Below are 16,530 nucleotides of genomic sequence, written 5' to 3'. Positions count from 1 at the left end.
CAAAGCCTATATATTAATAATATTATAATGAATTAACGCAGTGAATTATTAAAGTTAATGTAGAAAATAAGAGGCTGTCGAAAGTTTCTCGACAGCCTGAAGACCTCTCTATTTAATAATAGAGAGTTCTTTTGTTTTTTCTTATTAAAATTTCATAAATTCATAATAATTGAAAGAATTTCATTAATCGGATATTTCTAGAGGGTATTGTATTTTTTTATGCATAAAATTACAATGAATTACATAATAAAACATTTTACTTTGATAAACAAGTAAAGAGATAAAGTGAAATATGGAAGCTCCTATTTTATTGAAAAAAATGACCAAAGCTGAAGCAAAGAAAAAAGGAATCCAGCTTCTTAAGCATGATCGGACGAAGGGATTTTTAGGACATATTAGAAAGGAGGAGCCCTCATGTTGAAAGATTCAAAGGTAGAAATAACCTCAATTATTCATGATAAAGTAGAACAATGGTTTCCTAAATTAGTTGAAATAAGAAGGAATCTTCATATGTATCCTGAAATTAGTAAACAAGAATTTAAAACAACCGAAAAAATAAACGGATGGTTACATGAATTTGGGATTCAACAAATACCACTTAGCTTAGCTACTGGGACCGCTGCAGAAGTAAAGGGAATCGAACAGGGACCAACGGTTGCAATTCGAGCGGATATTGATGCTCTCCCCATTCAAGAAGAAGCAGATGTTCCATTTAGTTCAAAAATTGATGGCGTAAGTCATATGTGCGGCCATGATGTTCATACAACGATTGCACTTGGGGCAGCGATAATTTTAGGAGAAATGAAGGATCTTATCCCTGGGAATGTTCGGATTTTGTTCCAGCCAGCTGAAGAATTTGAAGGTGGAGCAGAATCTATGATCCAGCAAGGATTATTGGAAGGGATAAGTTCAATTATCGGTCTTCATAATGTTCCCGAACTTCCAACTGGTCAGATAGGTGTGAAGGAAGGATTTTTAATGGCAAGTGTAGATGACTTTACCCTAACCATTAAAGGTAAAGGCGGACATGCTGCGCTTCCAGAGAAAACCATTGATCCGATCGTAATTGGCAGTGCAGTTGTGAGTCAGCTGCAAACATTGGTCAGCCGTACGATTTCATCTAAGGAATCTGCAGTTGTCACCATTGGTTCCTTCCAATCAGGGATGACAAATAATGTCATTCCGGATAAGGCTATTCTCAAAGGAACGGTCAGAACTTCCAACGAACAAGTGAGAAAGAAAATATATGAGGTATTTACAAAACTTGTAACAAATACCGTGGCAGCACATGGTGGGGAAGTAGAGATTCAGTATGAGTTTCTTCTGCCTGCTGTCTATAATGATGCCAAGGTGGCAGAGATTGTCCAGTCAGCAGCTGAGACAATAGTTGGGAAAGAAAATACGATACGGGCAGAACCAACCATGGGTGGTGAGGACTTTTCTTTTTACCAAAAAGAAGTACCTGGCTGCTATGTGTGGCTTGGTTCAGGGAATCAAGAAAAAGGGATTATATATGGGTGGCATCACCCGAAATTTATGGTAGATGAAGATGCAATTAAAATTGGAGTTAAATTAATGGTTCAATCGGTGCTTAAATTATTGGAGAGATAAGCCTTAAACTTTGGCAGAACTATCTCATTTTCCTCGCCAATAAAAACATAAAGATTAGGAATCCTGCTTTTTTTCGGAAGGAAACAGCAGGATTTTCTCTATACTGGACATTCAAATGAAGGGAGAATTTTATCCTATGGAAGCAAATTTCATGGAGAGTTTAAATTTAACGATTAATGGAAACCGTCTTTGGAACCAATTAATGGCCCTTGGGAAAATAGGAGAAGAAATCAATGGCGGGGTTACTCGAACATCATTTGATCAAAAGGATATCGAAGCACGAAAATGGTTTCTAAAACTTTTAGAACAAGCGGATTTATCCCCTTATATGGACGCAGCTGGGAATATCTTTGGGCAAATAATCGGTAAAAATCCCGAATTACCTGCCATTCTTATTGGTTCTCACCTGGATACCGTAAATTCTGGCGGGCGTTTCGATGGAGCCATGGGTGTTCTAATGGGTGTTGAGGTGCTTTGTACGTTGAAAGAAAAGGGAATTCAACCTGAAAGAACGATAAAAGTTGTATCCTTAACAGATGAGGAAGGGGCTCGTTTTGACTATGCTTTTGTAGGCAGTACCGCATTGGTCGGGACAGAAGACTCGGAAAAATTAAAGGAAAATTTAGCTTCAGCAGCAGATAAAGATGGAATCACCTATCTGGAGGCCATGAAGCAAGCCAGTCTAGAAGGAGAATATTTTAATCAGATTAATCCAGACCTTTTAGAACAAGCTCAGTTAGGTAAAAATGACGTAAAAGCTTATATTGAAGTACATATTGAGCAGGGTAAAGTGTTAGAAATGAAGATTTAGCTGTTGGAATAGTGACGGGGATCTCTGGTGGAGAATGGGCCGAAGTAACTATCATGGGTGAAGCGGGGCATGCAGGAACGACCTGGATGAAAGAGAGAAAAGATGCTTTAACAGCTGCAGCAGAATGTATAGTAGCCATTGAGAAAATAGTGCAGGACAGTAGCGGAAGTGTGGCGACAGTAGGAAAATTGGAAGTAAAACCTGGAAGTAGTAATGTCATTCCAGGGAGATTGGATTTTACACTTGATGTTCGGGATATATCTAATGAACGGCGTGAAAATACGGTTACTAAAATCTATAATTCCATTCGGACCATTGCTGCAAACCGTGGTTTAGGGTGTGAAATTAGGCAGGTTCAATCCCTATCTTCTGTGATGAGCTCACCAATCGTGATGAAAGCAGTAAAAGATTCTCTGCAAGAATTACAGTATCCTGTTTATGAATTACCAAGCGGGGCTGCTCATGATGCGATGGTGTTTGGGGGACTTACAGATATTGGAATGATTTTTGTAAGGAGCCGCAATGGCATAAGTCATCATCCAGATGAGTGGAGTTCTTTTGAAGATGTTGCTCTTGGGTGCGAGGTACTATTCAGGACAACGTTAAAACTTTTATAAATGATGAATCACTAAATTGAGAGAAAAAGTGAACCTTTACTTCCTTATATGTAAAAGGAATTATTCATCATACTGTAGTTGGGTATTCTTAAAGGTTCAACTAGATAATAAAATCCCAGATATAAGAGACATAAGGAATATTTAAAAGAAAGTGGCAAAAAGTATTAATTAGGTGGAGGAGTACATAGATCAATGATGAATATAGCATTCGGTCTTGTATCATTATTGGCAAATTGGAAATACAGCACTTTATTTGGTAACTATATCAAAGTCTAATTCTAAAAAGATTTTGGAGGTGTCAAAACATGGTACATAATGAAGAAAAGGAAAAATTACTTCGTGATTACGGTTATCCAGAGCAGTCCATTCCACGATTAGTACAGGAAATAGATTCGATGAGCCTTGATAAGGTGAAAAAACTGATTCTGCCATTTAACGATATTACAGCTGATAAATCATTTAGACGTGATTAGCAACGTAAAGTGGCCCCCAGGTCTGGTGGGTTCGATTCCCACGCAGCCCCGCCAACCTGGATTTATAAGAACTTAGTCCACTACAAAATGAAATAGCGTGATTACGATTTAAAGCGACCCAACAGGTCGTTTGTTATTACTTCCAATGTCCTTTTATATTCTTGGAAATTCCTAAAATGGGTCATCGTAATAGCAATGATTTTGAGTTTTTTTTTGATGCAGAAGTTATGTCCTCAGTATGAGATTGCCCTTTTTGTTTTCCACTTATCTGCTTTTCTCCTTCAAAAAGGCCGCATAGTTTGCCGCCTCTTCAGGCGGGGCCGTGAGGGATCTCTCATAGCCTTTCCGGAAGCTTCTTTCGTACGCCCTTACAAACCTCTGCCCGAGTATCCGTCGGGCCGCCTGTTCCGCCGTCAATTCCGGGTGGGCATGAAGGTATGAGTAGAATTTCTTACCGGAAGAAAAAGAGAGATACACCTGCCGGAGAAGCCCTACTTTCATGAGGGGCAGGACGATTTCCTTCTTGTTTTCCATGAACAGCTGGGATTGTGGCATTTGCTGCCAGGCACGGGAAATCCGGAAATTATGTCGGTCTTCTAGCCCCGAACGGATTCCCTCATAATATCCCTCTTCCATCCCCATCTTGATGGGGTCGGGCGGGGCTTGGCCGTCTGTCTGGAGACCGCCGGCGAAAGAGATGACGGCAAACAGAAAAAAGGCTACCAGGTTCCGTGTCACAGCGTTTTCCCCCTTTCTGAGTCAATTCGTATCCTTTAGTATAACCAGTCTTTTCCTTCATATGATAGCGGGGTATTTTAGAAGGTGAGGTGAAGAATTCGAGTCTGATCCTGTTATAGTTAACACTACCAGGACAATGTAATCAAAAACATTCAACCATTGTATAAAAGGAAGCACATAGAACGTGTGCTTCCTTTTGTTTTTAGGCCATTTAAAACTCTACTTATTATTCCAGAAGATGATGAAGCATTCTTTTAGGGTCATTTAAGAACTGTTTCATGATTTTCGTCTTTACTTCAATTTGAATGATTAGCTACACTAGCCTTCACATTGATGGAAGAATCACTTGCTTGCTTCTTCCAGAACAATGTAATCACGATTCCCAGAGAAAGTATCACAGTTGCAAAGTAGTAAGGGTAGTTAATATCTATATCAAATAATATACCCCCTAGAATTGGTCCACTAATGTTCGCTAAACTTGTAAACATGGAGTTCATTCCACCAACGAAACCTTGTTCGTTCCCGGCGATATTTGAAAGGTATGACGTTACTGCTGGTCGGAATAAATCGAATCCTACGAAAACAATAAATGTAACAAGTAAAATAGAGAAATATGAATGAACAACAGTCATTAAAAAGACAAGTAAGGCTGATAAAATTAAGCAATATCGAAGCAGTTTAATTTCACCCCAAATTCGTGTAAGCCGATCAAATAATATGACCTGTGAAACTGCGCCAAAAATTGCACCACCTGTGATAACAATGGCTATATCGGATGGTTTAAATTGAAATTTATGGTCCACAAATAGACTAAAGAACGATTCAAAAGCTGCTAAACCAAATGAGGCGATAAAAATTAAAATAAACGCAAGAAAATATTTTGGGGCAATAATACGCTTAAAGCCAAACTTATCATTGGAGATTTGTTCATTATAATCTTCTTTACGATTCGGCTCAGATAATAAAATAATAGAAAGCATAGACGCAATGGTACCAAGTGCTCCTGCAAAGAAGAATGGTATACGTGTTCCAAATTCCGCTAAAAATCCACCAATGCCTGGACCAATAATAAATCCTGTACTAAGGGCTGCTGACATATAGCCTAGTGCCTTTGGGCGAGTATCCAAATCTGTAATATCAGCAATAAAAGCTGTAACAGCTGGCATGATGAACGCAGCACTAATTCCACCCAAAATACGGGAAATAAATAGCATTTCGATTCCTTTTCCGATCCCAAATAATAATTCTGAAATGCCGAAAATAAATAAGCCAATGACAATCATAATTTTCCTGCCGAATTTATCTACTGCTTTCCCAGCAAATGGTGAAACAATCAATTGAGCGATGGCAAAAGCTGCCGTTAAATAACCCACCGTTTTCCCAGTTATCCCTAATTCATTCATCAGCGTAGGTAGGACTGGAATGATGAGACCAATTCCCAAAAATGCAATGAATAAATTCATTAATAATAAACCTAAAGTGACTTTATGAGTCTTCATCTTTTACATTCTCCTCAAACAAAACTAATATTGCAAACAAACTTAGGGAAATTATCAGTTGTTTACAATTTCCATCCTAGTGTATATAGTTACTATATAGTCAAGGGTGGTGTTGTAAAAAATGAATAAAAAAAATGAAAAATATTTAACCACTGGTGAATTTGCAAAGCTTTGCAAAGTAAACAAACAGACACTTTTTTATTACGATCAAATTGGGCTTTTGTCTCCGGTGTTGAAAAATGAAAAAGGTTACCGTTATTATTCAATTCGCCAAATAGAGCTATTCTTTGTTATTGATTTATTAAAAGAACTTGATATGCCGCTGAACGATATTCAACAATACATGGAGAATAAATCTCCTGAAAGTTTTTTATCGTTAATGTATCAAAAAAAGAAAGAGATTGTGAAAAAGCGTCAGGAGATTGATAGGAAGGAAAAAATGATCAAGGCAAAAATCGCCTTAATGGAAGAAGCGTCACACCTTGATTTTCAACGAATTACGCTTGAACAATTACCAGAAGCAACACTTTATTTAAGTAGAAACATCGAAAATATAACAGATGAAGAATTTGTAGAGGTCATTTCAGATTTTATTAATGAATTGAACGTTTCTCAACTTGATTCAGGATATCCAATAGGTGGTATAACAAAACGAGAGCAAGTAATTAAGGGGGAATTCTCTAATTATAGTTATTTATATATTGAGCAACCGAATCCAAAGGTAGGATATCCGTATTTTCAAGCTGTAAAGGGTGATTTTCTGATTGGCTATCATGTTGGGGATGAGACAACAATTAAAGAAACATATAGGCGACTTTTTACAGAAATAGAACGTTTAAATTTAACCTTAGGTGATTATGTTTTTGAAGAGTATATTTACGATACAGTTGTAATGAATCATAAGGAACATTACGTCACCAAAATTATGATACAAGTCTATCCATAGGATAGTTAATTCTTCTATAATTCTTGTTTAGACAAGCTTGGGAAATTTAATCCAAGCTATTATTATTGGTCAAATCGACCAGCTATTGTAGGAAGAAAAAAGGACAAGGAAAGGGAAGTCTTTATTCGATGTGAAATTTAGATAAAACGATACCTGACAAGTTAATGACTTTATTTAACAATTAATACCAGGCACGGTGAATCATTTTTTGTAAAAAACAGAAGATTGACACTATGATAAATGATATATAAAATATTTTTATATATTTAAAGATAAAAGATTGGGGCTATGACATGTTTAAAACTGAGATGAACACCGTAGTAACTCTATGTCAGCTTCACACAGACCTATCGGAACAAGACATACAAAAGATCCAAGAAGTGGTTCAAAACCTGCAATTAATTGCCGATTTAAATCAAGCAAATGTGTTTGTAGATTGCCAAACAAGTGAAAAAAAGCATGCTATTGTGGTGGCAGAAGCAGCACCTGCAACAGCCAATTCTGTCTATAAAAATCCGGTGGTCGGAAAGTTTGCCTACGAAACGTTTGAGCCTGCAGTTTTTTATGCGTTTCGGACGGGTAAGCCGCTTTTTCTCAATCATGCCTTAACCCAGGAAGGGAAAAAAGTCGAACAAAGCGTTGTTCCGATTGTTGGAATTCATAACCGAGTGATTGGCACGTTGATCATGGAGAAAGACAACAGTGATAAGCTCCAAAATCAAAACAAACTGAAAGCGCTAACAGAAGCGAATGAGACACTTAGCGAACTCTTACTGGGAATGGCTGAAAATCGCCCTTTTATCCCAGATGTGATTGAGGAATCTCTATTCATTATTGACGAGGATTTACAGATTCAATATTCGAATCCTGCTGCGATGAATCTTGTTTTAGAAATGTGTTCGGAGGAATGTAAAAGCGGCAATCTTTTTACTTCCTATTTTCCTAACCTTGCAGAAATTTGCAGGCTGCCGGATGAACTTGTGGTCCAAGAAATCATCATTCAAAATAAAGTCTTTCAAATGAAAAAAATTGCTCTAGTGCAGCATGAGAAAAATAGCGGATCGTTTATCATTTTTCGTGACTTAACAGAGCTGCGCCAAAAGGAGAGGGAGCTTACCGTAAAGACAGTGGCCATCCGGGAAATCCATCATCGTGTAAAAAATAACTTGCAAACGGTAGCGAGTCTTCTTCGGCTGCAGATGCGAAGAGGGGTCCCCGAAGAAAGCAAGTTTTATTTTATCGAAAGCCTCAACCGAATTTTAAGTATTGCCTCTGTCTATGAAATCATCTTATCCAATTCTGAAAATCAGGATGATGTAGAGATTGTTAGTTTAATAGAAAAAATTGGGAATATGCTGGTCTTTAGTGAAGTTCATGAAGGAAAATTGATTTCGATCGACTATTCCGGCCCAAAGATCCTTATTAATTCGAATCTAGCTGTTTCCGTTGCTCTTGTTATAAATGAATTAATTCAAAATTGTGTGAAGCATGCATTTGCGGAGATGACAGAGGGCCAAATTGATGTAGTCATCCAAGAAGAGGCTTCTGCAGTAAGAGTCCTTGTAAAAGATAATGGAATTGGCTATACTCCTTCTATGAAGCCGTCATTAGGGCTTGATATTGTTAAAATGATGATAGAACATGATTTATCGGGCCATTTTTCCATTGAAGGAACAAGTGAAGGAACGGAAGTAACCGTCGGATTTCCCTTTGCGAGGGAGGATTAAGGAATGAAAAAGCGAATTATCGTTGTTGAAGATGAGTCCATCGTCCGATTGGATGTTTCCCTCATGTTAAAGGATGCTGGCTATGATGTAGTGGCTGAAGCAGCTGATGGCGAGAAAGCAATTGAATTGGCTTACAGCCTTAAGCCTGACTTAATGATCATGGATATTAAAATGCCGAAGCTGAACGGTTTAAAGGCCAGTGAGATTATTTCCAACAAATTCAATATCCCGATTTTGCTGTTAACGGCCTATAGTCAAAAGGAATATATAGAAAAAGCGAAGAAGGCAAATATTTTAGGGTATCTTGTAAAGCCGATTTCGGAGGCTAACTTGATTCCTGCGGTTGAAATTGCTTTGAAGCAGGCAGAAAATGCTATTCTTTATAAAGAAAAAGTAGAAGAAATGAATCGGGAACTGAAAAACCGAAAGATTGTTGAAAAAGCAAAAGGAATTTTAATGAAACAATTGAATTTACCGGAGGAAACAGCTTACAATAAGATTAGAGACCTTAGCATGAAAAAACAAATGCCATTGGAAAAAGTGGCAAAGTACATTATTTTGAAGTACCCAAGTTAGTTTACAAGTGAATAGATGAAGCAAAGGTGCTTAGTAGGTTTTATTTTTTATAAAAATAAAGTCTATTAGGCTTTTTTTTATTAATTTGAGAGGCGGGCTTGTCGTGAACGAAGAGAAAAAGAGGTTTATACAGGAGTTTGTCCCAGGGAAACAGGTAACTTTAAGCCATATTATTGCCAATCCGGACCCGGATATGTTTGAAAAACTGGGGATCCAGGAGGCTGGGGCATTAGGGATTTTGACGCTGACCCCAAGTGAGACGGTGATTATTGCCGGAGATTTAGCCACCAAATCGGCTAATGTCAAGTTAGGATTTTTGGATCGCTTTACCGGAAGTCTTGTGATTGTCGGCAATGTTTCAGAAGTGGAAATGGCGATGCAGGAAATCAACCGTTTTTTGCAGAATACGCTGAAATATACCCCGGCGGAGATCACGAAGTCATAGAATCAGAAAATAGAATTTTTCAAGAAAGGAGGAAATATGATGACGAAAATGAACCGAGCCATGCTGATCGGTTCCATTGGGGCCGGAAAATCGACGTTAACAAATGCATTGCTTGACCGGGACGTGCCTGCTGTCAAAACGCAGTCGCTGAATTACTATGATTGGATTGTTGATACCCCAGGAGAATATTGTGAAAACCCGTTCTACTATAAAAATATCATGGCAACGGCATTAGAAGTGACACATGTCCTGTATTTACAGGATGCGACCAAGAAGAAAATGATTTTCCCGCCAGGATTCAGCAGCGGAATCAATAAAATCCCCATTGGGGTGGTCACAAAAAGTGATTCAGACCAGGCTGACGTTGAACTAGCCATTTCTTTGTTAAAAAAGGTAATCGTAACCAAAGGTCCGATTGTCATTACCTCTTCCCTAAAAAATGAAGGAATAGAGGAGATCCGGAATCTGGTAAACTTCCGTTCGACACATGAAATGAAGAAGTATTTTGAAGGAAATCCATCCCCATTTGTAATTTTTTAAATGAAAACCTTTACAATATCCAGAAAATAATTTATATTATGAATAACAAATGAATTTAATGGCAATGGCGCCTCTTTTAAACTATCTAATTTGGGATAGTTTACAAGGGGCGCTTTTTGTTTTTTTGGGGGAGTTGAGATGAAGTTCAAAGGCCCGCAAAAAGAAGAAATGATCAGTGCGGGAATCGATATAGGCACAAGTACAACCAAGCTGGTAATCAGCCGGTTCACGTTAATGAATATGGCTGGCGGGGCACATGTGCCGCGAATTGAAATCATTGACAAACAGGTCATCTATCGCAGCCCGATTTACCGGACACCGCTGCTTTCACCAACCACCATTGATATTGAAAAAATTGAAGACTTTGTCAGAAAGGAATATCAGAAAGCAGGTATTAAGCCAAAGGATATTCAAACGGGAGCAGTGATCATTACGGGTGAAACAGCCACAAAGTCAAATGCAGAAGTAATGCTGCATCAGCTGTCTGACCAGGCTGGGGAGTTTCTAGTTGCAACAGCTGGTCCTGACTTAGAAGGAATTATTGCCGCTAAGGGATCGGGCGCCTATGAATATTCGAAAGATACGAGGAAGGTTATCGCCAATATCGATATCGGCGGGGGTACAGCCAATGTGGCCGTTTATAAATCTGGCAGACTTTGTGGAACCTGTACGCTTCATGTAGGCGGCAGATTAATTGAATGTACCGATAATAAAATCCAGAGTATTTCTCCGCCTGTTAAAAATTTACTGCGACAATGGGATTCAAGGATGGTGGAGGGGCAAAACCAAAATCCATCAGCGATAAAACAAGTAACCGATTTTATGGCAGATGTCATTGCGCGGATGTTAAAAAAGGCACTCACAAACGAGGATCTAACGTTGCTGCTAGGGCATGAACCTAACTGGGTGGAAGATATTGAGGCGATTATGTTCTCAGGCGGGATAAGTGAATGCATTTATCAGCATGAGACCGGAATCGTACAGTCGGCCAAATACGATGATATCGGGTTGATGTTAGCCGCCTCCTTAAAGGAAAGCTCAAGTCTTGCTCAATGGACTTGGGTAAAGCCGCAGGAAACGGTTCGGGCCACAGTGCTGGGCGCCGGAATGCAAACGACTGAAATCAGCGGAGCAACCATTGAAGTTGATCATCGTAAATTGCCGATGAAAAACTTGCCGGTTTACCAGATTCGATTCGAGGGTGATTTTAAAACGGAAATAAACCAATTATCCAAGCGGATTGAGGAAGCACTCGATCTCTATGACCCACAGCGTGAGGGACAGAATTTTGCGGTTTATTTTTCAGAACTGCCTTACTTAAAATTCCGTGAAATCGATGAATTTGCTGAATCCATCCTCAAAGCAATGAAACAAAAACCGAATCAAACTCAAGAGTTGGTCCTTGTGCTTGACCGGGATTATGCAAAAGTTCTCGGGCAAACACTCAAGCGGAAGGCTCCAGTGCAATCCGTCATTTGTATTGATCAAATTAAAGTTGAAAATGGGGACTATTTGGATATAGGCCAAGTGCTCGAAACCGATGTTGTTCCTGTCATCATAAAAACATTAACATTCCAGAAATGACGAAAGGGGGCATTCATATGAGATTAAAGTCCACCTATTTAGGTACCGTCTATCAATTTTCATCACTAAAGGATTTATTTGCGAAAGCAAATGAAGAAAAATCCGGCGACCGCTTAGCAGGGATCGCTGCTGAGACCGTTCAGGAAAGAATCGCAGCAAAACAAGTGTTGAGCTATTTAACACTACAAGATATTAGGGAAAATCCCATGCTATCTCCTGAAGAGGATGAGGTTTCAAGGATTATCGAGGGTCAGATCAACGAACCCATCTATCAATCGATTAAAAATTGGTCTGTTTCGGAGCTTCGCGAGTATATCCTGAACGATTCAACTACCGGTGAAGACTTGAAACGCCTCAGCCGAGGTCTGAATAGTGAAATGATTGCAGCGGTGGCAAAGATCATGTCCAACCTCGATTTAGTCCATGCCGCCAATAAAATTGAAGTTTTATCCAAATGCAATATTACGATTGGTCAAAAAGGAGTGTTAGCCTCTAGGCTGCAGCCAAACCATCCGACGGATAATGTCGACGGGATGATGGCCTCAATGAAAGAAGGGCTTGCGTATGGGATTGGAGATGCAGTAATTGGAATAAACCCGGTAGATGACTCCGTTGAAAGTGTAAAACGGTTATTGCATGCGACACATGACTTTATTCAAAAATGGGAAATTCCAACCCAAAACTGTGTGCTTGCCCATGTGACAGCTCAAATGAAAGCGGTCCAGCAGGGGGCGCCGGCAGATATGATTTTCCAGAGTATTGCCGGAACCGAAGCGGCGAATCGTTCTTTCGGGATTACCGCTTCCCTCTTGGAGGAAGCCAATGAATTGGCGAAAGTATACGGTACAGGAACTGGTCCACAACGTTTGTATTTTGAGACAGGTCAAGGCTCGGAATTATCCGCCGAAGCTCATTATGATATCGACCAATTGACAATGGAATCCCGGAATTATGGCTTTGCCCGCTACTATGACCCGTATATTGTCAATACGGTAGTCGGCTTTATCGGACCAGAGTACTTGTACAACAACAAACAAGTGATTCGAGCCGGTCTTGAAGATCATTTTATGGGAAAAATGCATGGCATTCCAATGGGCGTTGATATTTGCTATACGAACCATATTAAAGCAGACCAGAATGACATTGAAGATCTTGGCGTGCTGCTTTCCGCGGCAGGGGTGAATTTTATTATCGCTGCGCCAATGGGTGATGATTGTATGCTCAATTACCAGAGCTTAAGTTATCACGATGTTGCGACATTAAGACAGACGCTGAATAAACGGCCGGCACCATCATTTGAAGCATGGCTAGAGAAAATGGGGATTTTTGAAAACGGGAAATTAAGTAAATATGCAGGTGACCCGACGATTTTTTCGCGATAGGAGGTGTAAGGAGTGAATCCTGAGTTAGTGGAACAAATCACGAAAATGGTGGTTGAAAAATTGCAGACGAAGACCGCTGCTGGCGGTGCGGCGGTGGAAGAAGTGAAGAAAAAGACGAACAATGATACATCGGCAAAAGTGGAAGTGAAATTTTGGAGCCACCGGACGAATCATGTTGAAACAGAGTGCAATCAAAGTCCGGGCTGCACGGTGTCAGCCCATGAAGAAGAAATACTTCTTGAACCAAAGCCGCCTGTAGGACTTGAAAATCCGATTAATAAGGAAGAGCTGGATCTTTTAATTAGTAAAACACCGGCAAGAATAGGCGTCGGCCGTGCGGGATTAAGGCCCAAAACGGACACTTGGCTGAAGTTTCGCTTTGACCATGCGGCAGCAGTCGATGCCGTTTATGGTGATGTCGATCCGAAAATACTTGAAAGCTTATCCTTATTAAAAGTTTACACGAAGGTTACCGACAAAGAGGTCTATGTCCGCCGTCCTGACTTCGGCCGAAAGCTCTCTGATGAGGCAAAACAATTAATTGATCAAAAATGTAAAAAGTCTCCGACGGTTCAAATTATTGTTTCTGACGGCTTAAGTTCGAAAGCGGTCGAGGAAAATTTAGAGGATGTCTATTTATCTCTTAATCAATCGCTTCTAAGCTTAGGGCTCGATGTCGGAACACCATTTTTTATCGAAAAAGGCCGGGTGGCGGCAATGGATGATGTTGGGGAGATCCTAAAACCGAAAGTGATTGTTTACTTGATTGGTGAACGTCCAGGTCTCGTGAGTGCGGAATCGTTAAGTGCGTATCTCTGCTACGAACCACGCCACGGCACCATTGAGGCCGACCGGATGGTCATCTCCAATATTCATAAGGGCGGCATTCCAACGGTGGAGGCCGGCGCCTATATCGGAACTCTCGTGCAAAAAATATTAAAATATGAAGCCAGCGGTGTTTCGCTGGTACAAAAAGAGCAATAAGGGGAGGGTTAATAAATGGCATTAGATCGAATTCATGCAAATATCTTGGCTGTTCGGATTATTCCAAACGTTGACCCTGCCTTAGCAGCTCAGTTTCAGTTAAAACCCCATCAACGGAGTTTAGCGATTTTTACCTCAACGATTGACGATGTCGGCTATACAGCTCTTGATGAAGCAACGAAACGCGCAGATGTTGATGTTGTCTATGCAAAGTCCTTCTACGCAGGTTCCGCGCATGCATCAGGGCCATTGTCTGGGGAGATGATCGGCGTGTTGGCCGGTCCAAGTCCAGATGAAGTGAAAAGCGGGATTGATGCGGTGATTCAAACCGCAGAAAATGAAGCGTATTTTGAGGCAATCAATGAGGAAAAAAGCCATGCATTGTATGCCCATGTCGTGGCAAGAACCGGTTCTTATCTATCAGCTGAGGCAGGGATTAATCAAGGAGAAGCACTAGCCTATTTGATTGCCCCGCCGCTTGAGGCGGTGTATGGAATGGATGCGGCGTTAAAGGCTGCTGATGTAGAGCTGGTTAAGTTTTTTGGACCGCCTTCGGAAACAAACTTTGGAGGTGGGCTATTGACCGGGTCGCAATCGGCATGCCAGGCTGCAGCGGATGCTTTTCGTGCTGTGATTATCGAAATTGCGAGAAATCCACGACAGTATTAGATTCCTATTTAATAGGCGGATAATGCTACATACGTGTAATTTTACACAAAAAACAAGAGAGAAAGGAGTGTCCCTGTTGCCATTTGATTTAGATTTACAATCCATTCAGGAAATGCGGGATGCAGTTCAGAAAGCTAAAGAAGCACAGCAAAAGTACTTGGCGTTTTCCCAAGAACAAGTCGACAAAATTGTGAAACGGGCTGCCGAAGCGGCTGCTGCCAAATCACTTGAATTAGCCCAGATGGCGGTCGAAGAAACCGGAATGGGTGTAGTCGAACATAAAAAAATGAAAAATGACGTCGGTTCACATGCTGTCTATGAATCTATTAAAAACGAGAAGACAGTTGGAATCATTAACGAGGACCGTACAAAGAAAATAGTCGAAGTCGCCTCACCTTTTGGGGTGATTGCCGGGATCATTCCAACGACAAATCCAACTTCGAGTGCGATTTTTAAAGCATTAATCGCACTAAAAACAAGAAATGGAATCGTATTTAGTCCGCACCCACGGGCAGTGAAATGCTCAGTCGCCGCTTTAAAGATTTGTTTGGAGGCAGCAGTTGATGCGGGAGCGCCGGACGGAATTATTGGCTGGATCTCAAAACCAACAATGGCAGCAACCACTGAATTAATGCACCATCGTGATATTAATTTGATTTTAGCAACTGGCGGAAAAGATTTAGTCCGTGCTGCCTACAGTTCAGGTAAGCCTGCATATGGTGTCGGTCCTGGAAACGTGCCCGTCTATATCGAAAAAACCGCCAATATCGAAAAAGCGGTCAAAATGATTGTTCAAAGCAAAACGTTTGATAATGGCACGATTTGTGCAACGGAACAAGCCATTGTGGTTGACCAGAATGTCAAAGAAATGGCCGTAAGGGAGCTTAAAAATAATGGCGCCTATTTCTTAAATGAGCAGGAGAAATCACTTTTAGAAAAGGTGATTTCACCATTGCCAGGAAAGCTGAATCCAGCAATTGTTGGTCAAAGAGCTGTCAAGATTGCGGAATTGGCGGGTATTTCCGTTCCAGCCGACACAACGATTTTAATTGCGGAAGAAACGCGGATAGGGAAGGACGTTCCTTTTTCCATTGAAAAACTTTCGCCGATCTTTCCGATTTATACAGCTGAAAGCTATGAAAGTGCAAAAGAGCTGTGTGTGAAAATCTTAAATTTAGGCGGGATGGGACATAGCTTATCCCTTCACACCAATGATGACAATGTAGCCCGTGAATTTGCGCTATTCATGCCAGTATCACGACTGATGGTGAATACTCTTTCTTCCATTGGTGCGGTTGGAGCCACAACGGAATTGATGCCATCGCTGACACTTGGCTGTGGATCATTTGGAGGTAATATTACTTCAGACAATCTAACGGCCCGCCATTTAATCAATATCAAAAGAATGGCCTATGGAACAAAAGAGGTTAACGTTCCAAAACCATCCAGCAAAAGTCCTGCTCCACAATGGGGTGCCAGCAACCATGTAGACGAGATTGTGAATCATGTTTTAAGCAATGTGAATGTATCGGGCCAGCTAGATTCGCAGGTCATTTCTGAATTGGTAAATCAAGTATTAAAAAAATATCAAATGAATTAATAGGAGGAATTTACAATGGCGAGAGAATTAACAGCATTAGGAATGGTGGAAACAAAAGGTTTGGTAGCATCCGTGGAAGCAGCAGATGCAATGGTAAAGGCAGCAAATGTACATTTAGTCGGTAAAGTACATGTTGGCGGCGGGCTTGTAACGGTTCTTGTCCGCGGAGATGTAGGTGCGGTTAAAGCGGCAACTGAAGCAGGTGCGGCAGCAGCAGAACGTGTTGGTGAACTATTATCTGTACATGTCATCCCACGTCCGCACAACGAATTGGAGAGCATTTTACCAAAATTAGAAGTGGAAGTGTAAGAAGTAAGGAGCCAATTCG

The 16,530-nt window shown here is 40.5% G+C and carries 15 protein-coding genes and 1 pseudogene; 14 read left to right on the top strand and 2 right to left on the bottom strand.

Annotation, left to right across the window (positions count from 1 at the left end; all coding sequences use genetic code 11):
- Nucleotides 1-414: 414 nt before the first annotated feature.
- From ACSU6B_RS21570 to ACSU6B_RS21560, 3 genes and pseudogenes are all read left to right on the top strand, one after another.
- Nucleotides 415-1,611: a M20 metallopeptidase family protein gene (locus ACSU6B_RS21570; RefSeq protein ID WP_410888392.1), complete on the top strand. Its 1,197-nt coding sequence runs from the start codon at nt 415-417 to the stop codon at nt 1,609-1,611.
- 115 nt (nt 1,612-1,726) lie between these two features.
- Nucleotides 1,727-3,039 (top strand): annotated as a pseudogene (locus tag ACSU6B_RS21565) (M20 family metallo-hydrolase).
- Between the two features lie 305 nt (nt 3,040-3,344).
- A complete protein-coding gene (locus ACSU6B_RS21560; RefSeq protein WP_214711685.1) occupies nt 3,345-3,512 on the top strand; it encodes a hypothetical protein in 168 nt (55 codons plus the stop codon).
- A gap of 264 nt (nt 3,513-3,776) precedes the next feature.
- Here ACSU6B_RS21560 and ACSU6B_RS21555 read toward each other — a convergent pair whose 3' ends face one another.
- Together ACSU6B_RS21555 and norA are read right to left on the bottom strand one after the other, a co-directional pair.
- Nucleotides 3,777-4,250 carry a hypothetical protein gene (locus tag ACSU6B_RS21555; RefSeq protein WP_410888391.1) on the bottom strand — a complete coding sequence of 158 codons (474 nt, stop codon included), beginning with the start codon at nt 4,248-4,250 and terminating at the stop codon, nt 3,777-3,779.
- Nucleotides 4,251-4,546: 296 nt separating this feature from the next.
- The gene (gene norA, locus ACSU6B_RS21550) at nt 4,547-5,749 is read right to left on the bottom strand and encodes a multidrug efflux MFS transporter NorA (RefSeq protein ID WP_410888390.1); all 1,203 of its coding nucleotides are present in this window, start codon (nt 5,747-5,749) and stop codon (nt 4,547-4,549) included.
- A 121-nt stretch (nt 5,750-5,870) separates the two neighbouring features.
- Between norA and ACSU6B_RS21545 the strand changes: the two genes are divergently transcribed.
- The 11 genes from ACSU6B_RS21545 (at nt 5,871) to ACSU6B_RS21495 (ending at nt 16,511) form a co-directional block, all read left to right on the top strand.
- Nucleotides 5,871-6,695: a MerR family transcriptional regulator gene (locus ACSU6B_RS21545; protein ID WP_410888389.1), complete on the top strand. Its 825-nt coding sequence runs from the start codon at nt 5,871-5,873 to the stop codon at nt 6,693-6,695.
- Nucleotides 6,696-6,988: 293 nt separating this feature from the next.
- Nucleotides 6,989-8,422 (top strand): histidine kinase N-terminal domain-containing protein, encoded by a 1,434-nt coding sequence (locus tag ACSU6B_RS21540; protein ID WP_410888388.1) that lies wholly within the window; start codon nt 6,989-6,991, stop codon nt 8,420-8,422.
- Nucleotides 8,423-8,425: 3 nt separating this feature from the next.
- Nucleotides 8,426-8,998, top strand: coding sequence for an ANTAR domain-containing response regulator (locus tag ACSU6B_RS21535; protein WP_026564955.1), 573 nt, complete (start codon nt 8,426-8,428; stop codon nt 8,996-8,998).
- Between the two features lie 103 nt (nt 8,999-9,101).
- Nucleotides 9,102-9,443, top strand: coding sequence for an ethanolamine utilization microcompartment protein EutS (gene eutS, locus ACSU6B_RS21530; protein ID WP_410888387.1), 342 nt, complete (start codon nt 9,102-9,104; stop codon nt 9,441-9,443).
- Nucleotides 9,444-9,482: 39 nt separating this feature from the next.
- Entirely contained in the window at nt 9,483-9,983 is a 501-nt protein-coding gene (locus tag ACSU6B_RS21525) for a EutP/PduV family microcompartment system protein (RefSeq protein ID WP_410888396.1), read from the top strand.
- 138 nt (nt 9,984-10,121) lie between these two features.
- Nucleotides 10,122-11,567 (top strand): ethanolamine ammonia-lyase reactivating factor EutA, encoded by a 1,446-nt coding sequence (locus ACSU6B_RS21520; protein ID WP_410888386.1) that lies wholly within the window; start codon nt 10,122-10,124, stop codon nt 11,565-11,567.
- A 17-nt stretch (nt 11,568-11,584) separates the two neighbouring features.
- Nucleotides 11,585-12,949 (top strand): ethanolamine ammonia-lyase subunit EutB, encoded by a 1,365-nt coding sequence (locus tag ACSU6B_RS21515; RefSeq protein WP_410888385.1) that lies wholly within the window; start codon nt 11,585-11,587, stop codon nt 12,947-12,949.
- A gap of 12 nt (nt 12,950-12,961) precedes the next feature.
- The gene (eutC, locus tag ACSU6B_RS21510; protein WP_410888384.1) at nt 12,962-13,933 is read left to right on the top strand and encodes an ethanolamine ammonia-lyase subunit EutC; all 972 of its coding nucleotides are present in this window, start codon (nt 12,962-12,964) and stop codon (nt 13,931-13,933) included.
- A gap of 15 nt (nt 13,934-13,948) precedes the next feature.
- Entirely contained in the window at nt 13,949-14,602 is a 654-nt protein-coding gene (gene eutL / locus ACSU6B_RS21505; protein WP_410888383.1) for an ethanolamine utilization microcompartment protein EutL, read from the top strand.
- A gap of 76 nt (nt 14,603-14,678) precedes the next feature.
- On the top strand, nt 14,679-16,202 hold the full coding sequence (locus ACSU6B_RS21500; protein ID WP_410888382.1) for an aldehyde dehydrogenase family protein: 1,524 nt from the start codon (nt 14,679-14,681) through the stop codon (nt 16,200-16,202).
- A 15-nt stretch (nt 16,203-16,217) separates the two neighbouring features.
- The gene (locus ACSU6B_RS21495; RefSeq protein ID WP_144555092.1) at nt 16,218-16,511 is read left to right on the top strand and encodes a BMC domain-containing protein; all 294 of its coding nucleotides are present in this window, start codon (nt 16,218-16,220) and stop codon (nt 16,509-16,511) included.
- Nucleotides 16,512-16,530 lie beyond the last annotated feature (19 nt).

This window comes from Neobacillus sp. C211, from assembly GCF_051842875.1.
Taxonomy (GTDB): domain Bacteria; phylum Bacillota; class Bacilli; order Bacillales; family Cytobacillaceae; genus Neobacillus.
The sequence above is the reverse complement of the archived record's forward strand: the minus strand, read 5'-3'. Positions and strand labels throughout refer to the sequence as shown.